Origin of the sequence: Pseudomonas sp. URMO17WK12:I7 (genome assembly GCF_003269045.1) — a bacterium.
GTDB lineage: Bacteria > Pseudomonadota > Gammaproteobacteria > Pseudomonadales > Pseudomonadaceae > Aquipseudomonas > Aquipseudomonas putida_J.
On record NZ_QLTL01000011.1, the window covers coordinates 203,137 to 224,821 of the forward strand.

The following is a 21,685-nucleotide window of genomic DNA, read 5'->3' on the forward strand; positions in this document are numbered from 1 at the left end:
ACTCCCCCGATTGGGCTCGACGGAGAGAATTATCAGGGTCGAATCTGAATGGAATCTGAAGTCAGACAGCACAAAGCGTCTGAGATCATGATAAGTCGCAGGAGATTGAGCACTGGGCCATTGCACCAGCTGGGAACGGCTCACCTCGAAGTGCAGCTATGGGTCGATAGCGGTCATTCACGACCGGTTTTTTTCGACCCATAGCGGTCAGAGAAAGCAGTTTTCCGCAGGCGCGCAGGAGCCGTTACTCCAGAATCGCCACGGCCCGGACAAAACCTGCAGAAGCATGACGGATCTTGTACGGGAAGCAACTGACCAGAAACCCATAGGCCGGTAACTGCTCCAGATTGGCCAGCTTCTCCATCTGTCCGTACCCGATATCGCGCCCGGCCTTGTGTCCCTCCCAGATAAGCGAGGCATCACCGGTTTCATTGAAGCGTTCGCGGGTGTACTTGAACGGGGCGTCCCAGCTCCAGGCATCGGTGCCAACCACCCTCACCCCCCGCTCCAGCAAGTACAGCGTCGCCTCGCGCCCCATGCCCACTCCGGCCTCAAGGTAGCCAGGCTGGCCGAACAGGCTACCCGCCCGGGTATTCACCAGCACGATGTCCAACGGCTGCAATTCGTGACCGATACGTTCAAGCTCGGCCTCGACCTGCGCCGCCGTGACCACGTGACCATCCGGCAAACCCCGAAAGTCCAGCTTCACCCCCGGCTGCAAGCACCACTCCAGCGGCAGTTCATCGATGCCGAAGGCCGGCTTGCCGCCGTCGGTGGTCGATGCGTAGTGCCAGGGCGCATCCATGTGGGTACCGCTGTGGGTAGTGATCTGCAGGCGCTCCGCCGCCCACGACTCATCACCCGGCAGGTCTTCCTTGCGCAGCCCGGGAAACATGGCGGCCATCTCCGGCCAACCCTGCTGGTGGTCCATGTAGTCGATCTTCGGCAGCAGGGGCGGCGGATCTGTGTAGGGGTTGTTATCCAGGGTTACAGACAGGTCCAGCAGGCGACGTGTGTTCAAGGCCATGAGAAGACTCCTTTGCGGCTGGCGGCGCAGCGGTTGCGACGGGATGGCAGGTCAAGGGCATTGCGTAGCAGCCCTGCCACCGAACCGTCATGACAGAAGCCCAGTTCGCGAGCCTGGGGGCTGCGCAATGGTGGATAACGGCCGAACAGGGCTTCGAGCTGCGGGTCCGGGTCGAAGGCGATACGCGCGAGATTGTCCGCGCCAAAACTGTCCGCCAGGCCGGCCAGCACCTGGGCGATGGAAAGGTGTAGCACCGGCAGTTGCCAGATGCGCTGGCTGCCAAGGTCGTCCAGCTCTGCGGCGCGCAGCAGGTTGTCCACGCAGCAGCGCGCAGACATCCACCAGGCACACGCCTCGGGAGAGACCGGACAGGTGTAGGCCTCCCCTGCCGCATAGGCCTGCAGCAGGTCGCTCATGAACGCCGAGCGCAAACCGTTCGGCTCGCGCGGCCGGGCGACGATGCCAGGCAGGCGCAAGGCGCGACTGTCGACTTCGCCACGGCGGGCGAGGTCCTGCACGGCGATTTCCACCATGCGCTTGTGTGCGGCATAAGACAGTTGCGGTGACGCCGGCTGGCCTTCGTCCATGCGAGCCGGCAACTCCCCGCCGTACACCGCGACGCTGCTGGCATACACCAGTACCGGTGGGCGATTGGGGTTGCGCAACTGGTTGAGCAGCTCGAGGCTGGCTTGCAGGTTCACCTGGTAACCCAGCTCGTACTGGGCCTCGGCAGCACCGCCCGGTACGCTGACCAGGTGGAAGACCACATCCACGCCATCGGCCAGCGCCCGGCGCAGCAAAGCCGCGTCGGTGATGCTGCCGTGGTGACGACGCAAGCGTGCATCCTCGGGCAGGCCGTCCAGTGCCTGGTCCAGCACCAGCAACGCTTCGATCCGCCGCCCGCGTACCTCGCCGGTCTCCAGCAAGCGCCGCACCAATAGCCGACCGACGAAGCCATTGGCACCGGTGACCATCACACGCATGGCCAGCCTCCCTGGACCACGCGCTGGTCGATGGCGCCGAACAGCACCTCGCCCCCCGGCCCGCGTGCCTCCATCCGCACCCGGTCGCCAAAGCGCATGAAATCTGTGCGCGGCGCACCGGATGCAAGGGTTTCGATGGCACGGCGCTCGGCGATACACGCCGAGCCCACGCTGCGATCGGCGTTGGAAACGGTACCGGAGCCCACCAGCGTGCCGGCGCTCAAGCGCCGGGTCAGCGCCGCGTGGGCAATCAGCTGATGAAAGCCGAAGTGCATGGCGCCCCCATAGGGATGGCCAAACCACTCGCCATTCCACTGCACCTGCAGCGCAAGGTGCACCCGGCCGTCGCGCCAGGCCTCGCCGAGTTCATCCGGGGTGACCGCCACCGGTGCGAAACTGCTGGCTGGCTTGGCCTGGAGAAAGCCGAAACCGGTCCTCATTTCCCGCGGGGCCAGGGCCCGCAGGCTGACGTCGTTGAGCTGCAGAACCAGGCGCACATGCTGCAACGCCTGCTCCGCCGGGCAGCCCATGGGCACGTCGTCCAACAGCACGGCGAACTCCCCCTCGAAATCGATGCCGTGGGCCTCGCTCGGCAAAGGGATGTCCGCGCACGGCCCGAGGAAGTCGTCGCTGGCGCCCTGGTAGATCAGCGGGATGTGCTCGACGCCTTCGATCGGGTCGAGGTTGAAGGCCTTCTGCATCAGCTCGCCATGGCTGAGGAAGCATGAGCCGTCCAGCCATTGGCTGGCCCGTGGCAAGGGCGCGGCCAGCTGCGCCGGGTCGAGATCAAAAGCGTCTGCGGCCACGTTATCGTTGAGTTGCTGGTACAGCGCCTGCAAGCGGGCTTCGACCTGGGGCCAGTTCTCCAGGGCAACCTTCAGGCTTGCGGCGATGTCGCTGGCGTCGACCGCGCGCTCAAGGTCACGCGCCACCACCAGCAGGCGGCCATCGCGGCTGCCGTCGTTGAGCGATGCGAGCTTCATGGCAGCAGCTCCTTCAGGTCATCGGCATAGCGGCCGTCGAGCAGGATGAAGACCATCCGCGCCATCTGTTCGCTGCGGTTACTCCAGGCGTGGTTGGTACCGCGCTGGACCACGATGTCGCCACGTTTGAGGTGGACTTCGCCATCGTCCAGCACCAGCCAGACCTCGCCCTCGGTGACGATGCCGTAGTCCAGGGTCTGGGTGCGGTGCATCAGCTTGTGCCTGGAGTCCGACTTGCCGGTGCCGGCACTGGCTTCGCCGATTTCGGCGAAGGCTGCCGCCGCTTCTTCGGCACTGACCTGGTTCTGCACGCTGTCCGGTGGAATATCCACCACACGGATCACGCTGCCCAGCGGGCCAGGGCTCAGTTGCAGGGGCTGCGCGGTCGGATCGTCGCCGTTATCCAGCTGCGCCGGGCTGCCGACACTGTTCCAGACTTCGTAGAACAAGGTGCCCGGCACCGCCTTGAGCGGGAAGTTGTTCGGCGTCGGGCCACAACTGGCGACGACCGCCTGCCCCGCGGCATCGTGGCCGGTGACCACACGTTTGAATGCAGGAAGCGATTGCATGGTGTCTCCTTTCAGTTGCCGTCGCCGATGGTCGTGCCACCGTCGACAATAAGATTCTGTCCACTGATGAATGCGCCGCCGGGAGCAGCCAGCAGCAGTGCCAAGGCCGCCACCTCTTCGGGGCGCCCGACCCGGCGCAACGGCGTCAGCGCCAGGCGCCGTTGCAAGACATCCGGGTTATCGGTCAATGGCCGGGCAAACTCGGTCTGGATGACGCCGGGGCTGATGGCATTGACACGAATGTTCGCCGGCCCCCACTCCACCGCCAGGTTGCGCGCCAGTTGTGCCAGACCGGCCTTCGACAACCCATACAGGCCCAGCCCCTTGTTGCCGCGCACACCGGCGATGCTGGCCATCAGCACCACGCTGCCACCACCGCCCTCGGCCATGGCCGGCAGCAATGCAGTGGTCAGCCATACGGCGCTGCGCAGGTTGACGCTGAAGGTCAGCTCCCAATCGGCGTCGCTGGCCGTGGATAACGGCCCAAGGTGCGGCGCGACGCCTGCGTTGCACACCAGCGCGTCGAGCCCTCCGAAGTGCGCCAGGCAGTGATCGGCCAAATCCTGTACCGCTTGGGCTTCGCGCAGGTCAGCCACCAGGGCGATGGCCTCGATGCCCTCTTGCGCCAGCTGTGCCACGGCCTGCGTGCAAGCCTCGGCATATTCGCTGCTGATGGCGAGACGCGCCCCCGCGCGCCCGTACTCGCGGGCAATGGCCAGGCCGATGCCACGGCTGGCGCCAGTGATGAGGGCGGTCTTGCCCGCCAGGGAACACCATTCGCTCATGGTGCACCTATCCCTACCGCCGCACGCTGGCGACGCATCAACGCCAGGCACGCTGGCGCCAGCGCCAGCTGACCGAGGGCAATCACCAGCAGCGCATGCGGCAGCTGGATAGCCATACCGGCCATCAGCGCCAGCACCAGCAAGGGGCTGATGAATTCACCCGCGAAAATTGCCGCGGTGAACCCGCCCGTGGCGCGGCCTCGCTGGTCGAAGCCGACCTGCTGCATCACCCACGTGATCAGGGTCGGCAACAACAGCCCCACACCCAGGCCATTGACCAGCACAGCCAGCACCACCGGCGCATAGCCGCTCGCCAGCGCCAGCAGACCGCCACCAAACCCCGCCGTGGCAAAGCCCAAGGCCAGCAGACGAGCGACCGGCAAGCGCGCCAGCAAGCGGAAGGCCAGGGCACCGGCCAGCACGCCGAGCTGGTTGGCGCCCATGGCCAGGCCGACCTGCCGGGGCGCATCGACCTGCAGCAGTTGCAGCACATAGCCGGCCTGTACCGGGACGATGAACAGGCTGACACCGGCCAGCGCGGTCAGCAGGTACAACGGCGCCAGGGCGGCCCATGGGAAACGCGACTGCGCCGTCGCTTCGGCTGCGCTGTGGCAGGCGCGCGGCTCCCACAGCAGCGCGGCCATCAGCGGCAAACACAGCACGCCCACCGCGTAGAGCGCGAACGGCGTACGCCAGTTGCCCTCACCCAGTGCACCGCCCACGCCCATGAACAACGCTGCCGACAACGAGGTGACCACCATCTGCAAGGCGAACAACCGCGCCCGACGCTGGCCATCGAAGTAATCGCCCATCAGCGTGGTGCAGCAGGTCATGATGCCGGCTTCGGCCAGGCCGATGCCGGCGCGGCTGGCAACGATCAGGCCCAGTGAATCCAGCCACAACGGCAACATGCCGCACAGGCTGTAGAGCAACATGCTCGCCAGCAGCAGCGCCCGCCGTCCCATTCGGTCGGCCAGCACCCCGGCCAGCGGTGCCAGCAAGGCGATCACCAGTGCAGGCAGGGTCAGCGCAACCGGCACCAGCACAGCAACGCCCGGTGTCTGGGCAAAATGCGCATGCATGCGTGGCAGCACCGGTGCGATCAGCACCGCGCCCAGCACGGGCAGGCAACTGCCGAACAGCAACAAGGCGGCCTGGGGGCTTGCGGCGGTACGTTCAGCGGCCATGACTGATCTCCTTGAGCGGGCGCAAGCGGGCACCCTGCTCCACCGTTGCACCCGCGTGCTCGTGCTGCCTCGTCGTATGCTCATACGTCGGCAATGCTGGCTGGCGCTCCTGATCCGCGCGCACCTGACGCTGCGGCAAGAGGAAGTAGGCCAGCGCCGGCAACAGGATCAACGCGCCGACCATGTTCCAGACAAACATGAAGGCCAGCAGCACGCCCATGTCGGCCTGGAACTTGATCGGCGAGAAGATCCAGGTGCCGACGCCGATGGCCAGGGTGATGCCGGTGAGCATCACGACCTTGCCGGTGAACAGCAGCGCACGGTAGTACGCCTGGGACAGGCTCGCGCCCTGGCGCAACTGGGCCAGGACGATGCTCATCACGTACAGCGCGTAGTCCACGCCGATGCCGACGCCCAGGGCGATCACCGGCAAGGTCGCCACCTTCACGCCGATGCCCAGGGCAACCATCAACGCTTCGCAGAGGATCGAGGTCAGCACCAGCGGCAGTACCGCGCACAGCACCGCGCGCCAGGACCGGAAGGTCACCAGGCAGAGCAGGATCACCGCGCCGTAGACCCACCAGAGCATGTCGCGGTTGGCCTGTTTCACCACCTGGTTGGTGGCGGCCTCGATACCAGCGCTACCGGCAGCCAAGAGGAAGCTGGCCTGCTCGCTGTCGTTGGCCTTGGCAAAGCCCTGGACGCTGTCCACTACCCGCGCCAGGGTGTCGGCCTTGTGATCGGTGAGGTAGGCGTAGAGCGTCAGCAGGCTGCAGTCGTCGTTGTACAGCCCGCGAGGGGCGCCCGCGGTGACCATGTTCAGGGTCGCCTGGTTGTTGACCAGGTCGTACCACTTCGGGCTGCCTTCAGAGAGGCCGACCAGCACGCGGCGGTTGAGCTGCGCCAGCGAGTTGGTCGAGTCCACGCCCTGCAGGCCACGCAACTGCCAGTCCAGGTCGTCCACGCGTTTCAAGGTGTCGTAGGCCGAGCAGCCACCAGGGGCGGTGCGTACCATCACTGCGAAGACATCGCTACTGGCGCCGTAGTGCCGGGTGATGAACGCGTTGTCGCGGTTGTAGCGCGAATCGGCGCGCAGCTCGGGGGCGCCGGCATCGAGGTCACCGACTTTCAGGTGCAGGCTCACGGCGTAGCCTCCGGCCGCCATCAGTGCGGCCACGGCGATGCACGCGGCAGCCCAGCGGCGGCGAGTGAACAGGTCGAGGAAGCGCCACAGCGCCTGCTTGCGTGCCCCCCTGGCATCGCCCTCTTCGGCACGCAGGCTGCGCTGCGCCGCACGGCCGCTGACGCCCACGTAGGAGAGCAGCACTGGCAGCAGGATCAGGTTGGTGAAGATCAACACCGCCACGCCCAGGCTGGCGATCACCGCCAGATCCTGGATCACCTGAATCTGGATGATCATCAGCACGGCGAAGCCCACGGCATCGCACAGCAGTGCGGTGAGCCCGGCCAGGAACAGCCGGCGGAAGGTGAAGCGCGCCGCCACCAGGCGATGCATACCGCGGCCGATGTCCTGCATGATGCCATTCATCTTTTGCGCGCCGTGGCTCATGCCAATGGCGAACACCAGGAACGGGACCAGTACCGAGTAGGGGTCGAGCTCGTAGCCGAGCAACGGCAGCAGGCCAAGCTGCCAGATCACCGCCACCAGCGAGCACACCACCACCAGCGCGGTACTGCGCACGCAACGGGTGTACCAGTACAGCACACCGGCGGTGATGGCGATGGCGGCCGCGAAGAACAGCAGGATCTGCTGCAACCCGTCGATCAGGTCGCCGACGACCTTGGCGAAACCACTGATGTGGATCTCCACGCCCTGCGCCTGGAAGCGTTCGCGCAACGTCTCCAGCTCATGGGCGAAGGCCGAATAGTCAAGCGCACGGCCGTCCGGGGTGTTTTCCAGCAGCGGCACGTAGAGGATGCTCGAGCGCTGATCGAAGGCCACCAGCTGGCCAATCTCGTTGGAACGCTCGACGTTGCGCTTGAGCGCCTCCAGGCTAGCGGCAGCGCCATCGTAACCATCAGGAATCACCGGGCCGCCTTCCAGGCCTTCCTCGGTCACCCCGGTCCAGCGCGTGGACGGGGTCCACAACGACTTCATCGCCGCACGGTCGACCCCCGGCAGCAGGTACACCGCGTCGTTGAGCTGCTGCAGACTATGCAGGTAGTCCTTGTCGTAGATGCTGCCACGCGGGTTGGCTACCGCGATACGCACGGCGTTGCCCAGGCCGGCCAGTTCCTGGCGGTGTTCCAGGTAGTTGTGGATGAACGGGTGATCGCGCGGGATCATCTTCTCGAAACTGGCGTTGAGGGTCAGGCGCGAAGCCTGCCAACCGAGCAGCAGGGTCGTTGCCAGGCACAGCAACAACACCAGCGCACGGTGGTTGAACAAGGCACGTTCCAGCAGCGAACCGGACGTGCTGTCGAAGTCGTCGAGACGGCCGCTGGACGGCGCTGGTGAATTCATGGCGTGCATGGCTCAGTCCGTCGTGGTGGGAAGGGAGGAAGATTCCAGGCGGCGCGCGCCGGCCATGCCGACGGCAACGATGGCACCGTCGGCGGCGGCGGTGGCGGCAGTCAGTGGCAGGCCATCGGAGACCGCCACAGGCTGCGCGGCAAATCGCTCCAGGCCACTGCGAAGCAGCATCCCCGCCTGGTTGGCGAGCAACAACTGGCCACCCGCGACGCGCATGGCATTGAGCGATGCCGGAACCGGGTTGGCCAGCGCCTGAAGGCTGTCGCCACCGTCATCGGACGCGAACAGCGAACCGCGCAGGCCGCCGACCAGCAGGCGGCCGTCCGGCAACACGGCGGCAGCGAAGTAGCTACCGTCGTACGGGCTTCGCAGCGCGTCGAAATGCTCACCGCCATCGCGCGAGCGCAATAGCAGGCCCTGCTCGCCGGCGACGTACAGGTTGGCGCCCTGGCGGGCCAGTGCGTAGAGGTGCAGCCCGCGCCGATTCGGCAACAGGCCCATCGCCGACTGCCAGCTGCGCCCACCGTCGGCCGTGCTCATGGCCAGGCCATAGGCGCCCACGACCAGGCCGTGGCGTGCATCGGCGAAGCTCAGCGCGAGCAGCGGCTTGTCCGCGCCATCGGCCTGCAGCCGTTGCGCCGCCGCGAGGCGGCCTTCGTCAGCGGACGCTTCGGCTGCCTGCACCTCCAGGGCGGCAGCGCGCTCGCCGTCGAGTTGCAAGCCCCAGTGCTCGCCGCCATCTTCGCTGTGCAACACCACGCCAGCGTGGCCGACCGCCCAACCGTTGCGCTCGTCGACGAACTGCACGGCGGTCAGGCTGACGCTCACCGGCACCGCCTTGGCCTGGCGCCAGGTCGCGCCGTTGTCGTCGGAAAGCAGCACCACGCCACGCTCGCCCACCGACACCAGGCGCGCGCCGGCGCGGGCCACGTCCTGCAGCACCGCATGCAGGGCCTGGGGCCCTTGCACCGCGGGCTGCGCGAGTACATCCACACTACCGCCGGCGAAGGCCGACGGCAGCCCGCAACAGGCTGCCAGCAGCCAGCCGTAGAGCATCTTGTTCATCGCACGCAACCTTTTGTTCTTGTAGTGGGTACCGCGGGCGCAGTGCGCCCGCTCAGCGCACGCCCTCGCCCGCCATGGCGTCGGCGGTGAATACCGAGTCCTTATAGGGAGGCACGATGCGGTACTGCTCGTTCTTGCCGGCGAACAGGTCCCCGGCGAACCAGGCACCGGAGAGCAGGTCGTAGAAGCCGTTGGTCAGGGTCACCACGCCTGGCAGGTCGGGCAGCACCACCGGCGAGGTCCAGACCACCTTGGCCAACTGGTCGCGCGCGTCGTAGCGCTCACCCAGCACAGCCGCCCAGGTGTCCTCGTCGAGGTAATAGGTGCTGCGTGGCATCACGTGGCGCTGGCCCTTCTTCAGGGTCGCCTCGACCACCCATACACGGTGCAGCTCCCAGCGGATGGATTCGGGGTTCAGGTGATGCGGAGCGAGCAGCGCCTCGGCGTTACTGGCAGTGAACACCTTGTTGGCGTTGTAGGGGATGTACATCTCCTTCTTGCCCACCAGCTTCCAGTCGAAGCGGTCAAGGCGACCGTTGAACACGTACAGTTCATCGAAACTCATGACGCCTGCGGTGGCCGGGGTCGGCGTGTCGCAGCAAGCATTGGGCAGACGGCGCACACGGCGCTGGCCCGGCAGGTAGGTCCAGACCGCAGCGTTGTCGGCGTTGAGGTTTTCCAGGCCGGTGATGGCTTCGCCGGCGCGCAGTGGCGGGCCGTCGTTGGTCATGCGGATTGACCAGAACACCCCCTTGTCGCCACTGCCGCCAGGCAGGTACCAAGGCATCTGCAGGTCGGCGCGCGAGTCGTTGGTGAGCACGTGCTTGCCGTCGGCGGTGGTCAGGTACTGGTTGAAGCTGGCGTGCCAGGACGCACCGCGCCAACGCAGCAGGTGGTTCCACATGGCTTCCACGCCGTTGGCCGGGATCGGGAACGGAATGCCGCCGGATGCGCCTTCAGGCATGGGGCCTGCGGGTCCGTCCACCAGTTTGCCGCTGGTGGCGTTGGCAAAGGTGGCGTCGTACACCGACTGTGGCGCGGCAGCGCTGCGGTGGGTCGGGTAGATATCGAGGCGGTAGCTGTCTGGGTATTTCTTGAGCATCGCCTGGATGCCCGGCGCCAGCTTGTCGGCATACTGCGCCATGTTCTGCGCAGTGATGGTCAGCAGCGGCTTGTCGCCGGCGAACGGGTCACCACGCTTGCCGCCTTCCTTGTAGGCAGGGTCGGCCTTGGTGTAGCCACCGGTCCAGGCCGGAATGCTGCCCTCGGCATTGCCGGCGCGCTCGCCACCTAGCGGGGTGAGGCTGGTCTTGAGCGTGGCTGCCTGTTCGGCGGACACTGCGGCAACGGCGCCGTGGGCGAACAGGAGTGAGGCGCTCAGGGCAGTGAACAGGGAAACGACTTTCTTGTTGTGTTTCATCGGGTAGTCCTCGGTCAGAAGGTGCGGCTGACGGTGAAGGCGATGAAGTCGCGGTCTTTGAGCGACTGTTCGAAGGTGTAGTGGCTGTCGGCGTCGAGGAAGGTGTTCTCCGGGCCGTAGAAGTGCGTGTAGGTCAGGCCCAGGCTCCAGGTGTTGAGGTAGTTGCCCTTCAGACCGATGTTCAGGTCGCCGCCATGGTCGGTGCCAAAGCCGGTGCCCAGCGCCATCGAGGCGCCGTTGGTGTAGCTCGCACCGATCGGCACCGACAGGTCGAGACCGGGCAGGATCTGCCGGTACATCGGCTCGAACACCAGGCGCAGGCTGGTGGCGTCGCGGTCGGCGTTAGGGTCGATGGCATCAGCGTTCTTGCTCACGCTCATCACCCGGTTCCAGGCGATTTCGCCAAGGAAGCTCGACTCGGCAGCGACGAAGTTCGGCTCCAGGCTGGCAAGCCAGGAAAAGTTGGCGTGCAACGTGCGGCCGGTGGCGTACAGCGGGTTGTCGTCGTTGTCGATTGCCTCGCCCACGGCCAGCGCATGCTGGCTGGTAGAGGCCAGCGGCTGGTTCCAGCGCGTGGACAATTCGCCGGCCAGGTTGAAGTTGCCCAGGGTGGTGGAGAAGCTGGCACCAAAAGCCTCGATGCCTTCGGGGTACACCCAGTAGAACTCGCCGGCCTTGCCGCTGACCGGGTCGAGGCTGGCGAAATCCGGGCGCACGTTGAGCTGCGGCGACTTGTCGTGGAAGCGGATGGCATACAGGCCCCAGTCGACCGTCTCGGTACGCCAGCGCAACTGCACACCGCCCTGCCCCGAGTCCTTGGCTTGCTTGTCGTGGCCGTGGAAGAACGCCAGGGGCTGGCCACCCGGGAACACCGGCGCCCCGACGAACATGCGCTCGGCACCATCGCCGAAAAAGTCGTCCGTGGAAAAATAGCTACCCGCCGCCGGCAGGCGGTTGGCCTCCCACTCGAACTGGTAATAGGCCCCCACCGACACCTCCGGCGTCAGTTGAAGTTGCCCGGAAATCTGCTGTACCGGGCGAATCAGCTCCTTGAACTGGGTGTTGGGTACCGACAGGCCCTTGACCACGTCCACCGGCGCCATGCCGCCGGCGATGCCGTTCATGCCGTAGAACAGGCTTTCGCCCCACTGCATGGCGTACTGGCCAAGACGGCCGGACAGCGGCATGTCGCCGATCTCGGTCTTGCCGAAGATGAAGGCGTCGAGCAACTCGCCCTTACGCCCGTGCAGGGTGCGGGTGTCGTCGGTAAATTCGTCATAGCCGACTGAATAGCTGTTGGCGCGGCTGGGGTCGTTATTGTCGGTGCCCCGGTTGTAGACATCGTCGTACCAGGCCGCACCACTGACCCGCGCGCCGACGTTGTGATAAGTGATGTCCAGCTCGGACAGCAGATCGAGGCGATTGGAGATCAGTCCCTTGTCGAAGTTGCGGTCACCATCGTCCAGGTTCAGCGCGGTCTGCCCTTCGGTGAGCTTGCTGCTGGCGTCCTGGGTGCGCCAGGCGGCGCTGTATTTCAGCGTATTGTCCCAGCGCACCCGCAGGTCGGGGTTGCCGGTGTCGAATTCGAAGGCCTGCGCCTGGCTTGCAGCCAGCGCGACAAGCGCCAGGCTGAGGGGCTTGAGTGCCGGCACTGGCCGTGCGAATGCACCTTTGCGAGTCAACATCGTGGTTTCCTCTTTCTTGTTCTTGTGCGTCGGTGTTGGCGTAGGGGCCGGTGCGCCAGGCAGGCAGGGCGCGCCGGTCAGGGAATCAGATCGGTTGCGCGGTAACCTCCAGCATCTGCTTGACCAAGCCGATGCGGTCGAAGGACGGGTCACGCTGGACCTCCTTCTCGCCGGCCAGCAGGGACATCTCGCTGATGAATTTGCAGCGTTCGAAGCGCCGGCCCATGAAGCGCTGCAGCTGTACGTCGAGGCTGCCGTCGGTGGTGAGTTCCTCGGCCAGGACCACGGCATCCTCGATGGCCATGCCGGCGCCCTGCCCCAGGTGCGGCGTGGTGGCATGGGCGGCATCACCGATCAGCAGCACGCGGCCGCGGTACCAGGGTTCGTCAACGAACACCGCCTCCAACGGCTTGTAGACGACCTCGGCGCTGTCATCGATGAGCTCGCGCAACTCGCCGATCAGCCCACCAAAACCGGCCAGGCGCTGGCGCAAGTCCTGCGCCAAGGTGGCGGGCTCCATCCAGGGGTTGCCGGGCTCATGCGAGGTGGTGAACAGGTACATCAGGTCATCGGCCAGCGGCACCAGGCCAGCGTTGCCCGATGGCCCCTGGTAGTTGGCCAGATGGTCGATGCCGGCGGCCCGCGGGAAGTTGTAGCGCCACACCGACTGGCCGGTGAAGCGCGGCTGGTACTGGTCGCCGAACAGCAGGCCGCGCACCTTCGAGAACAAGCCATCGGCGCCGACCACCAGCCCGTAGCGGCCTTGGCTGCTGTCGCTGAACAGGACATCCACGCCGCTTGCATCCTGCTCGAAGCTTTCCACCGAGGTGCCCAGGCGTACCCGCGTGCCGAGTTCGATGGCGGTTTCGCTCAGCACCTTGTGCAGGGCGCGGCGCGAGATACCGACGTTGGCCGGGTACTGCGGGCCGGCCAGGCGCTGGCCGGGGATGCGCGCCAGCTGTTGCCCTTCGGTGGTGTAGATGGCCACGTCTTCGAAAGCGTAGGCCGCATCAAGGTAGGCTTCGAGCAGGCCCAGGCGGTGCATCTCGCGCACCACGTTGCTCTGCTGGATGATGCCGACCCCGTAGACGGTCCACTCAGTCTTCAACTCGACCAAATCGACGGCAATGCCCTTGCGGCGCAGTGCGATGGCAGCGCACAGCCCGCCAATCCCGCCACCCACGATCAGCACGTTGTTCACAGTATTCATGGCATGTCTCACGTCTTGTTCTTGTTGTCCGCCCCGTCATGCGAGGCGACCGTTTCCTGTGCCTGGGCACAGCTTCCCGGCTGTGCCGGGCGTTGACCAATCGCGTCGCGGGATGCGACCTATCGCGCGGCGCGATAGGTCAGCGTTCGAGCTGCACCAGCGGCAATAGCAACCAACCGTCCACTTCCTGGTGCACCAGCACCTGCAAGGCCTCGCCACGGCAGGGGCCGTGGACGCAGGCGCCGTCCTCGGGCCGGAAGCGCGCGCCGTGGGCATAGCACACGACCCACTGGCCATCGGCACTCAGAAAGCGATCTTTGCGGTACTCCAACGGCACCAGCAGGTGCGGGCAAAGGTTGCGGTAGACCCTGACCTGGCCCCGGTGGAGCAGGGCGAACACGCTGTCCGCGCCTTGGCCCTGCGGGTCGAAGCCGCGCGCCTGGCCTTCGCCCAGCGCATCGAGCCGGCACAGCGCCACGCAACCCATGCTTCAACCCTGCTTCGGCGGTGGGCCGCTCGGTGCCCATTTCTCCCGCGAGGTGAACAGGAACAGCTGCGAGTTGTCGGCCGACATCGGCGCCTGGCGCGCCGCCCACGCGTCATCGTGCTTGTCCATGTCGGCGTCGTACTCGATGTGGCAACCGAGCGGGCTGTTGAAGTACCAGAACCAGTTGGAGCCCAGCAGATGCCGGCCTGGCCCCCAGAAGCTGGTCCAGCCGTTCTGCTGGAAGCGCGTGCCGGCCAGAAGCACCTCGGTGCCGCTGCCCATGTGGAAGGTGAAGTGCTCGCAGCCCTGCATGTGCGGCGGCGTCTGGATCATGAACAGGCAGTGGTGGTCGTCCATGCCGGCTGTGCGCATGAACGGGCCGACGCCGATGAAGCTGTCGGTGGTGACGAAGCCCAGGCGGTCGCGGTAGAACGCTTCGCCCTTGGCCGCGTCGGGCACGAAGTACACCACGTGGGACAAGGTGCGTGGCAGGGCCGGCATGTCTGGAGCGATGCCCAGCTGGTTGAGCGGGCGCTGCGGCGCGCTGCCAGGGGCATTGGTGAGGTCAGCCGGCGCTTCGAAGGCGCGGCGGCAGGTCACCTGGAAGGCGATGGCGAAACCCAGGTCATCGACGGTATGCAGTGCGCCGCCGGCGTCGCGGTGCACCGCGCGGTCACGGCCCAGTTCGTCGGCGATCGCCTCCAGGTCCGTCGCGGCGGCCACGCCGTAGATAGTTTCACGCAGCGACGGCGTAGGGCCCAGCGCTGGCGGCAGGCGGCTGTCGTCGCCGCGGCGGATGATGATCGCGGTGCCATCCAGCGCTTCGAAACGGCCGCCGTCGGCGTCCAGTTGCACGGCCGTGAGGCCGTAGTCTTGCAAGCATTCGGCACAGGCCTGGATATCGTCGACGCCGAATACCAGCGCGTCGAGACCAAGAATGTTCATGGCTACCACTCCATTGAAATTGTTATTCGGCGAGGCAGGGTCACCGGTAGTGGGTCGCGGCGGCATGGCGGCCGTTCGACTGGAGCGCAGGTTGCTCGGTGGTGGGCCGGAGTGACCAATCGCGTGTCGGGATGCGAGGCATCGGCAATCGCGATACCTGCGCGCCAGCCCATGGCGCCTGGCGTTGGCTGGCTGCAGAAGGGGAAGGTATTGACGTATCGGTAATCCAGCGGGAAGGTATCGCGAAAATAACTACAAGAACCGAGAGCTATCACATGCGCTTTCACCACCTTGATCTGAACCTGCTGGTTGCCCTGGACATCCTGCTCGATGAGCAGAACATCACCCGTGCTGCCGAGCGCCTGCACATGACCCAGTCGGCCACCAGTGGCGTGCTCGGCCGCTTGCGGACTTTCTTCGAGGACGAACTGCTGGTGCAGGTCGGCCGCAAGATGCAGCCCACGCCCTACGCCCTGGAGCTTGCCAAGCCGGTGCGCGAGGTGCTGCTGACCATTCGTTCGTCAATCACTGCCAAGCCGGTGTTCGAACCGGCCAGCAGCAAGCGGCACTTCCGCCTGGTGGCCTCGGATTACCTGATCAGCGTGCTGTTCGCCCAGGTTCTCCAGAAAATCCACCAGCAGGCGCCGCACATTACCTTCGAAATGATCAGCCCCGGCGACGGCAGCGCTGAGCTGCTGATGCGCGGCGAGGTCGACATGATGATCGTGCCCGAGCGCTACCTGATCGACGGCCATCCGGCACAGCTGCTGTTCGAGGAAGACCATGTCTGCATGGTCTGGCGCGACAACCCCGAGGTCGGCGAGCAGTTGAGCCTGGAGCAGTACATGCAGATGGGGCACATCTCGGTGGGCTTTGGCCGCAACCGCCACCTGAGTATCGAAGACTGGTTCATGAACCAGTACGGCTTCAACCGCCGCCTGGAAGTGATCACCAACGACTTCAACACCTTGCCCCAGTTATTGGTGGGCACCCCGCGGATCGCCACCATGCACCGTCGCCTGGCCGAGCTGTACGCTGGCTACCTGCCCCTGCGCATCCTGCCGCCACCGGTGAAGATCCCAGTAATGCGCGAGTTCATGCTCTGGCACCGCAGCATGGAGGGTGACCCCATGCACCGCTGGCTGCGCGAGCGCATCAGCGAGTTCATCCAGCGCGCCGAGACGCAGCCAGGTGCCCTGCGCGCCACCGCCTGAACCGCCACCATCGCCCCGGCCACCGCAACGGTGCCGGGGCATCGCGTTTCACGATACCTCGCATCCCTTATCACGATTGGCCCCGCCCTGCCCTGCCTGCGTACCTTGCTTGCGAACCGCGCCCTGCGTGCCTGCCGCAGTTGTGGGCGCCGTACCCAACGACCGCAGAAGGACAACAACAAATGTTCCGTTACTTTCCCACCAACTACGTCTGGAACCTCTCGGTGGACCTGGCCATCGAGATGGGCGCCCGCATGGGCGAAATCGAAGAAATGTGCGCACCACTGCTGGAAGCCGCCAAGCAGCCAGACGCTGCCGGTACCCAGGCCTTCAGGGAAACCTGGTCGAACATGGCCGACAAACTCTGCGCCTTGGCCGAGGAAGACGAAGCGGCTGGGCGACGCCTCTCCGCCGGTGAGAAATACAACCGCGCCGCCACCTACTACCTCACCTGCGAACGCCTGCAGGCCCATGGCGCGCCGGGTCGCGCAGGCCTGTACCAGCGCTTCCTGGACACCTTCGCGCGGGGTATCGACCTGTCCGCAGAAAACTGCGAGCGGGTGGAAATCCCTTATGAGGGCAAGCACCTCTCGGGCTTGCTGGTGCGCGCCGAGGGCGTCAGCGGCCCAGCGCCTCTGCTGGTGCAGGTCAACGGCCTGGATTCGACCAAGGAGATGAAGTACCGCGTCGGCCTGCCCGCCTGGCTGGCCAAGCGCGGCGTGTCGTCGCTGATCATCGACCAGCCCGGCACTGGCGAGGCGTTACGCCTGCACGGCCTGACCGCACGCTTCGACAGCGAGCACTGGGCCAGCCGCGTGGTGGACTGGCTGGAAACCCGCACCGACGTCGACCCTGGGCGCATCGGCCTGGAAGGTGTGTCCCTGGGCGGCTATTACTGCCCGCGCGCGGTGGCGTTCGAGCCGCGTTTCGCCTGCGGTGTGGTGTGGGGCGCCAACCACGACTGGCGCGATGTGCAAAAGCGCCGCCTGGAGAAGGAAGGCAATTTCCCGGTGCCACACTACTGGGCACACGTGTGCTGGGTCTGGGGGGCGAAGGACATGGACGACTTCATGCGTATCGCTGAAAGTGTGCACCTGGACGGCGTGCTGGAGCGCATTCGCGTGCCGTTCCTGGTCACCCACGGCGAGAAAGACTCGCAGATCCCGCTCAAGTGGGCGCATCGCACCTATGAGCAACTGCTTAACAGCCCAAAACGTGAGCTGAAGATCTTCACCGACCGCGAAGGCGGCGTGCAGCACTCCAGCTTCGACAACAGCATCAACGCCGGCCACTACATCGCCGACTGGGTCGCCGAGACCCTCGGTGGCCATACCGCCTGACCTCCCGCGCCAGCAGGTACCCGGCCAGCCTCATCAAGGGCTGACCGGGTACCTGCTAGCGGGTCACCGAGTCATCAGGCCGGTGCCCGCGTGCCGTGGAACGCTGCAATCCGCCACCCCTCCTCGCGTTTCACCCACAGCTGCGTGGCGAAGCCTTCGGCGCGCACCGGCTCGCCGCCGCCACGCTTTTGCAGCAGGTTGCACTGCGCCCCGCTCATCAGCGCCAGGCCATCGGCAAACACCCTCACCGTCAACTCGCCACGCTCTACCGCCAGGTAACGCACAGCGTCACGGGCATAGTCCAGGTATTGCGCCTTGTCGTGCACCAGCCCGGTGGTGTGCACGTACAGCAGGTCATCGTCGAACAGCGTCTGAAGCCGGACATGGTCTTCCTGTAGCAGGGCCCGCTGGCGTTCGGCCTCCAGGCCCAGCAACAGATCGTGAATAGCCTTCATGGAATTGTCCTCGGTGATTGATTGGCGAACGCATCCTCGCGCCACCCCCGCCCCGAGGAAAAATCGCCAATCGCCATGCCAGGCATCGCCACTGCCGATACTCGCTGAGTCCGCCCGACTTCTCCCGTGCAGCCCAGAAAGGACAAGGGCTTGGCCAGGTATCGACGGCATCGATGGCGGGCCATCGACAGCATCTGTTGGTGCGTGGCAGCGCTCACGGCCTAGCCTGCCGGCAAACAACAAGACGAGGAGAATTCGTCCATGAGCGCCCTTCATCTGCACTGTTCCACCTTGTTCGATGGCACGGGCCTGCAGGCCCGCCCGTTGCACACGCTGATCATCGAAGGCGGCGTGATCCGCCATGTCGGGCCGACCGCAGAGGCGCCGCGCCCCCGGCCTGGTGACCGTGAAGCCCAGGTGCCCTTCGTCATGCCTGGGCTTGTGGATGTGCACACCCACCTGGCGTTCGGCAATGCCCAGAGCGAAGAGGACATCGACATCTGGACCAGCGACGAATTTCGCGCCTTGCGCGGCCTGTTCTTTGCCCAGCATGTATTGGCCGCAGGCGTGACCTCGATGGTCTGCCCCGGCGACAGCGGCCAACTCAGCATCGCCGTGCGCAACACGGTCAATGCCGGCCTGTTCGAGGGGCCGCGCATCGCCGCCAGCAGCCGCGTGATCACCAACCGGCAGAGCCTGAACGACTGGTTCCCCAGCCGTGTCGGCGCGCCGGAATACTTCACCGCCGCGCTGGTCACCAGCCGTACCGAAGCCATCGCGCAAATCCGCAAGCAGGCCAAGGATGGCGTGGACCTGATCAAGATCGCCATGGACGGCACCCACCGTCGCCCCAACGGTGAAATCATCGCCGCCTTCACCGCCGACGAAACCCGTGAAATGGTCGATGAGGCCCATCGCCTCGGCTGCCGCGTCGCCACCCACGCCTATGGCCGCGAGGCGGTCATGTATGCCGCCAAGGCCGGCGTAGACCTGGTGTTCCACGCCTTCTACATGGACGATGCCTGCATCGAGGCGCTGCTTGAGGCAGGCAGCGTGCTGGCCCCGATCATGACCTTCCCACAGAACACCGTGGACTTCTGCCAGCCCCACGACCCCGCCATCAGCACCGGCTACGCCGGTTACTGCGCACGCACGCTGGAGGTGGGCACACCGGTACTCAAGCGCGCCAAGGCTGCCGGCGTGCCCTTTGCCTGCGGCAGCGACAGCGGCTTTGCCATCACCCCCTATGGAGAATGGCATGCCCGCGAACTCGAATTGCTGGTACGACGCCTGGGCTTCACCCCGGCCGAGGCGCTGTACGCCGCCACCAACGTCGGCGCACGGCTGATGCCCAAGGGCGAGACCCTCGGCACGCTCGAGCCGGGCAAGCAGGCCGACCTGCTGGTGCTGGACGGCTCGCCCCTGGACGACATCCGCATCCTCCAGGACCGCAGTCGCCTGCTGGCCGTGTACAAGGCCGGCGAGCCGGTGCGCCTGCAACGCACGGGCTACAACCCCAAACAGGTGTCGGACTTCAACTCGCTGAAATGGACCGACCTCTACACCCGCGACCGCGTAGCCGAACTCGGCAAATGGAGCCTGTGACCATGCCTACCCTGGACTTCGAACTGGCTGCGCAACTGGCCGCCACCACCCTGCGCCACGCCCGCACCCTGGGCATGCGCCCATTGGCAGCCGCCGTGCTCGACAGCGCAGGGCATCCACTGGCGGTGCTGCGCGACGAGCAGGCCAGCTTCCTGCGCCCGCAGATCGCTACCGGCAAGGCCCGTGGTTGCCTGGGCATGGGCTTGGGTGGCCGCGAACTGGCTCGCCGTGCCCAAGCGATGCCGGCATTCTTCGCGGCCATCAACAGCCTAACCGACGGCGAGGTGATTCCCATGCCCGGGGGCATCCTGCTATGTGATACCGAGGGCTGCGTGCTGGGTGCGATCGGCGTCAGTGGCGACACCTCGGACAACGACGAGCGCTGCGCCCTGCTGGCCATCGAAAGCCACGGGCTGGTCGCAGATACCGGCGACCATCAGCCTTGATCCAGCGCCTCGGCCTGCTCCGTCAGCACCTGGCGAAGCCAGGCCAGGGCCGGGTCAGAGGCTTGCTGCGGCTGCCACTGCAGGACTTGCGAGGCCACCGGAAAGACAATGGGCGACGCCAGCACCCGCAGGGGGTAGCGTCGCGCCAGCGCCTCGGCCTGGCGGCGGAACAGCGTGGCGATACGCGGCGTGCCGACGACGAATTCGGCCATCAGGGCAAAGCTCTGCACTGCCACTTCGAGTCGCCGTTCGATACCCATCTCGCGCAGGTGCTGGGTGTCCAGCGAAAGGTTCTGGCCATGGCTGAATTCACGCACCACGTGCCCGGCCGCACAGTAATCGGCCAGGCTCAGGTCCTGTCGGTAGCCGGGGGTGTCTGCGCAGACGATGCAACACAGCTCATCCTGGAGCAGCGAGGCGTGAGGGTAGCGCGGGTTGATGCGCGGCTGCGGCACGATCACCAGGTCGCTGCGGCGATAGTCCAGCGCCTCGGCCACCACATCGCCGTCACGCGGCAGCGGCAGGTCACGCACCACCAGCGAAACACCGGGCGCAACCCGCGCCAGGGTACGACTGACCGCCGGAACCAGGGTGGCCGCCACATAGTCCGAGGCCACCAGGATGAAGCGCCGGTCACAGCGGGCGGGGTCAAATGCCGCCGACATCTCCACCACTTCGCCCGTCAGGCTCAGCACTTCGCGCACCTTAGGTGCCAGTTGGCGCGCCAGGGCACTCGGTTCCAGGCCTCGCCCTACCGGCAGCAAAAGCGGGTCCTGAAAGTGCTCGCGTAACCGGCCCAGCGCAGCGCTGGTCGCAGACTGGCCAAGGTTGAGACGCTGCGCAGCCCGGCTGACGCTGCACTCTTCGAGCAGCACATCCAGGGCGACCAGCAGGTTGAGGTCCAGACGTCGATAGCGCATGAACAGGCTTATACGCGAATGCGCCTGAGCAAGAATGCGTATTTCGTGCTGGCAGGTATCGCCTGGCGCGATACTTGATCGATTCCACAACAAAGACGATACGGCATGGCTACAGGCCGCATACTAAAAGGGTCGCCGTTTCAGTTTTGGAACCGATTTTCGGCCCATCCCCCCGCCAACGCACCCTCCCCGGCGTTCTGCCAATCGCTTTCCATTCCCGAAACTTGGCTCACAGATGACTCGCCCTCGCCTGCCTTCGAATGCCATGGATATACAGTTTTTCAGGGTGCTTGGCGGTGTTAGGGGGGTACGGGGAGCAACATCCCGCTGCTTGGGAGCTATCGCCAATGGCCGCTATCGACCCTAAGCGGCCGGTCGACACCAGCGGCTATCTGTCATAACTTGACCATCTCCTACGTGAGCAATCGGTCCATGCCATCAATAGCTTTTCCAACTGAGTCTGAAATTCGTCTTGCGGCTCAGCGCGCCTTACTGGGTGAAATTCCCCCACGCCTGAGATCCGTATCGTTTGATATTGCTGACAATGGAAGACTGAGCGCGCGCTTTGAATTCGACGGTGATCCGACGGATGAGGAGATGGAATGTGCCAACGTCGTTATGACAAATATTCTCGCCATGCTCGGCCCGACGATTTTCTACACGCAAGACTTAGTGTCCAATCTTTTTCCTCGCCACCGAGATTTCCTGCCTATTTCTGTCTATGCGCGGAATGAAGACGCTTGGAATAGCTGGACCGCAAGCTATGGCAACGAATAGTCCAACGACCGCGTTGGGTCGAAAGCTGCTGGCCGTGGATGGTTGCTGACGACCCGAAGCGGACCGTCGCTACGCCTTGTCTGTTGGC

General features: G+C 65.6%; 20 protein-coding genes. 5 read left to right on the plus strand and 15 right to left on the minus strand.

Annotation, left to right across the window (positions count from 1 at the left end):
- Nucleotides 1-244: 244 nt before the first annotated feature.
- From H040_RS16950 to H040_RS17010, 13 genes are all read right to left on the minus strand, one after another.
- The gene (locus H040_RS16950) at nucleotides 245-1,027 is read right to left on the minus strand and encodes a cyclase family protein (protein WP_027916877.1); all 783 of its coding nucleotides are present in this window, start codon (nucleotides 1,025-1,027) and stop codon (nucleotides 245-247) included.
- On the minus strand, nucleotides 1,018-2,010 hold the full coding sequence (locus H040_RS16955; RefSeq protein ID WP_027916878.1) for an NAD-dependent epimerase/dehydratase family protein: 993 nt from the start codon (nucleotides 2,008-2,010) through the stop codon (nucleotides 1,018-1,020). The genes H040_RS16950 and H040_RS16955 overlap by 10 nt, the downstream gene beginning before the upstream one ends.
- Nucleotides 2,001-2,993, minus strand: a complete 993-nt coding sequence (locus H040_RS16960) for a fumarylacetoacetate hydrolase family protein (protein WP_027916879.1) — start codon at nucleotides 2,991-2,993, stop codon at nucleotides 2,001-2,003. The genes H040_RS16955 and H040_RS16960 overlap by 10 nt, the downstream gene beginning before the upstream one ends.
- Entirely contained in the window at nucleotides 2,990-3,562 is a 573-nt protein-coding gene (locus tag H040_RS16965) for a cupin domain-containing protein (protein ID WP_027916880.1), read from the minus strand. Before H040_RS16965 ends, H040_RS16960 begins: the two co-directional genes overlap by 4 nt.
- Nucleotides 3,563-3,573: 11 nt before the next feature.
- On the minus strand, nucleotides 3,574-4,347 hold the full coding sequence (locus H040_RS16970) for an SDR family NAD(P)-dependent oxidoreductase (RefSeq protein ID WP_027916881.1): 774 nt from the start codon (nucleotides 4,345-4,347) through the stop codon (nucleotides 3,574-3,576).
- Nucleotides 4,344-5,534 (minus strand): MFS transporter, encoded by a 1,191-nt coding sequence (locus H040_RS16975; RefSeq protein ID WP_027916882.1) that lies wholly within the window; start codon nucleotides 5,532-5,534, stop codon nucleotides 4,344-4,346. Before H040_RS16975 ends, H040_RS16970 begins: the two co-directional genes overlap by 4 nt.
- Nucleotides 5,524-8,028, minus strand: coding sequence for an efflux RND transporter permease subunit (locus tag H040_RS16980; protein WP_027916883.1), 2,505 nt, complete (start codon nucleotides 8,026-8,028; stop codon nucleotides 5,524-5,526). Before H040_RS16980 ends, H040_RS16975 begins: the two co-directional genes overlap by 11 nt.
- 3 nt (nucleotides 8,029-8,031) lie before the next feature.
- Entirely contained in the window at nucleotides 8,032-9,093 is a 1,062-nt protein-coding gene (locus H040_RS16985) for a WD40/YVTN/BNR-like repeat-containing protein (protein ID WP_027916884.1), read from the minus strand.
- Between the two features lie 52 nt (nucleotides 9,094-9,145).
- Complete coding sequence (locus H040_RS16990) at nucleotides 9,146-10,513, minus strand: DUF1329 domain-containing protein (RefSeq protein WP_027916885.1); 1,368 nt, start codon at nucleotides 10,511-10,513, stop codon at nucleotides 9,146-9,148.
- Nucleotides 10,514-10,527: 14 nt separating this feature from the next.
- On the minus strand, nucleotides 10,528-12,198 hold the full coding sequence (locus H040_RS16995) for a DUF1302 domain-containing protein (RefSeq protein WP_027916886.1): 1,671 nt from the start codon (nucleotides 12,196-12,198) through the stop codon (nucleotides 10,528-10,530).
- Nucleotides 12,199-12,283: 85 nt separating this feature from the next.
- Nucleotides 12,284-13,408 (minus strand): FAD-dependent oxidoreductase, encoded by a 1,125-nt coding sequence (locus H040_RS17000; RefSeq protein ID WP_027916887.1) that lies wholly within the window; start codon nucleotides 13,406-13,408, stop codon nucleotides 12,284-12,286.
- 139 nt (nucleotides 13,409-13,547) lie between these two features.
- Entirely contained in the window at nucleotides 13,548-13,895 is a 348-nt protein-coding gene (locus tag H040_RS17005; RefSeq protein WP_027916888.1) for a Rieske (2Fe-2S) protein, read from the minus strand.
- Between the two features lie 3 nt (nucleotides 13,896-13,898).
- Nucleotides 13,899-14,840, minus strand: a complete 942-nt coding sequence (locus tag H040_RS17010; protein WP_027916889.1) for a VOC family protein — start codon at nucleotides 14,838-14,840, stop codon at nucleotides 13,899-13,901.
- 275 nt (nucleotides 14,841-15,115) lie between these two features.
- Between H040_RS17010 and H040_RS17015 the strand changes: the two genes are divergently transcribed.
- On the plus strand, nucleotides 15,116-16,054 hold the full coding sequence (locus H040_RS17015) for a LysR family transcriptional regulator (protein ID WP_027916890.1): 939 nt from the start codon (nucleotides 15,116-15,118) through the stop codon (nucleotides 16,052-16,054).
- Between the two features lie 182 nt (nucleotides 16,055-16,236).
- A complete protein-coding gene (locus tag H040_RS17020; RefSeq protein ID WP_027916891.1) occupies nucleotides 16,237-17,394 on the plus strand; it encodes an alpha/beta hydrolase family protein in 1,158 nt (385 codons plus the stop codon).
- Between the two features lie 74 nt (nucleotides 17,395-17,468).
- On the opposite strand, the gene H040_RS17025 is transcribed toward H040_RS17020, so the two are convergent.
- On the minus strand, nucleotides 17,469-17,849 hold the full coding sequence (locus H040_RS17025) for a nuclear transport factor 2 family protein (RefSeq protein WP_027916892.1): 381 nt from the start codon (nucleotides 17,847-17,849) through the stop codon (nucleotides 17,469-17,471).
- Nucleotides 17,850-18,110: 261 nt separating this feature from the next.
- Here H040_RS17025 and H040_RS17030 point away from each other — a divergent pair, with 261 nt between their 5' ends.
- Both H040_RS17030 and H040_RS17035 read left to right on the plus strand, forming a co-directional pair.
- Entirely contained in the window at nucleotides 18,111-19,454 is a 1,344-nt protein-coding gene (locus tag H040_RS17030; protein WP_027916893.1) for a metal-dependent hydrolase family protein, read from the plus strand.
- Nucleotides 19,455-19,456: 2 nt separating this feature from the next.
- A complete protein-coding gene (locus tag H040_RS17035; RefSeq protein WP_027916894.1) occupies nucleotides 19,457-19,900 on the plus strand; it encodes a GlcG/HbpS family heme-binding protein in 444 nt (147 codons plus the stop codon).
- Here the strand turns inward: H040_RS17035 and H040_RS17040 are convergent.
- Nucleotides 19,891-20,820 (minus strand): LysR family transcriptional regulator, encoded by a 930-nt coding sequence (locus H040_RS17040; RefSeq protein WP_027916895.1) that lies wholly within the window; start codon nucleotides 20,818-20,820, stop codon nucleotides 19,891-19,893. The two genes, H040_RS17035 and H040_RS17040, sit on opposite strands and share 10 nt — an antisense overlap.
- A 432-nt stretch (nucleotides 20,821-21,252) precedes the next feature.
- Here H040_RS17040 and H040_RS27290 point away from each other — a divergent pair, with 432 nt between their 5' ends.
- Nucleotides 21,253-21,597: a hypothetical protein gene (locus H040_RS27290; protein ID WP_143512508.1), complete on the plus strand. Its 345-nt coding sequence runs from the start codon at nucleotides 21,253-21,255 to the stop codon at nucleotides 21,595-21,597.
- Nucleotides 21,598-21,685 lie beyond the last annotated feature (88 nt).

Bases quoted from the DNA above. Each gene is read 5' to 3' on its own strand.
- H040_RS27290 (WP_143512508.1), top strand. From the start codon at position 21,253: ATGCCATCAATAGCTTTTCCAACTGAGTCTGAAATTCGTCTTGCGGCT.
- H040_RS16965 (WP_027916880.1), bottom strand. From the start codon at position 3,562: ATGCAATCGCTTCCTGCATTCAAACGTGTGGTCACCGGCCACGATGCC.
- H040_RS16995 (WP_027916886.1), bottom strand. From the start codon at position 12,198: ATGTTGACTCGCAAAGGTGCATTCGCACGGCCAGTGCCGGCACTCAAG.
- H040_RS16985 (WP_027916884.1), bottom strand. From the start codon at position 9,093: ATGAACAAGATGCTCTACGGCTGGCTGCTGGCAGCCTGTTGCGGGCTG.
- H040_RS17010 (WP_027916889.1), bottom strand. From the start codon at position 14,840: ATGAACATTCTTGGTCTCGACGCGCTGGTATTCGGCGTCGACGATATC.
- H040_RS16960 (WP_027916879.1), bottom strand. From the start codon at position 2,993: ATGAAGCTCGCATCGCTCAACGACGGCAGCCGCGATGGCCGCCTGCTG.
- H040_RS16950 (WP_027916877.1), bottom strand. From the start codon at position 1,027: ATGGCCTTGAACACACGTCGCCTGCTGGACCTGTCTGTAACCCTGGAT.
- H040_RS17005 (WP_027916888.1), bottom strand. From the start codon at position 13,895: ATGGGTTGCGTGGCGCTGTGCCGGCTCGATGCGCTGGGCGAAGGCCAG.
- H040_RS17030 (WP_027916893.1), top strand. From the start codon at position 18,111: ATGAGCGCCCTTCATCTGCACTGTTCCACCTTGTTCGATGGCACGGGC.
- H040_RS17025 (WP_027916892.1), bottom strand. From the start codon at position 17,849: ATGAAGGCTATTCACGATCTGTTGCTGGGCCTGGAGGCCGAACGCCAG.
- H040_RS16970 (WP_027916881.1), bottom strand. From the start codon at position 4,347: ATGAGCGAATGGTGTTCCCTGGCGGGCAAGACCGCCCTCATCACTGGC.
- H040_RS17035 (WP_027916894.1), top strand. From the start codon at position 19,457: ATGCCTACCCTGGACTTCGAACTGGCTGCGCAACTGGCCGCCACCACC.
- H040_RS16990 (WP_027916885.1), bottom strand. From the start codon at position 10,513: ATGAAACACAACAAGAAAGTCGTTTCCCTGTTCACTGCCCTGAGCGCC.
- H040_RS16955 (WP_027916878.1), bottom strand. From the start codon at position 2,010: ATGCGTGTGATGGTCACCGGTGCCAATGGCTTCGTCGGTCGGCTATTG.
- H040_RS17040 (WP_027916895.1), bottom strand. From the start codon at position 20,820: ATGCGCTATCGACGTCTGGACCTCAACCTGCTGGTCGCCCTGGATGTG.
- H040_RS17000 (WP_027916887.1), bottom strand. From the start codon at position 13,408: ATGAATACTGTGAACAACGTGCTGATCGTGGGTGGCGGGATTGGCGGG.
- H040_RS17015 (WP_027916890.1), top strand. From the start codon at position 15,116: ATGCGCTTTCACCACCTTGATCTGAACCTGCTGGTTGCCCTGGACATC.
- H040_RS16980 (WP_027916883.1), bottom strand. From the start codon at position 8,028: ATGCACGCCATGAATTCACCAGCGCCGTCCAGCGGCCGTCTCGACGAC.
- H040_RS17020 (WP_027916891.1), top strand. From the start codon at position 16,237: ATGTTCCGTTACTTTCCCACCAACTACGTCTGGAACCTCTCGGTGGAC.
- H040_RS16975 (WP_027916882.1), bottom strand. From the start codon at position 5,534: ATGGCCGCTGAACGTACCGCCGCAAGCCCCCAGGCCGCCTTGTTGCTG.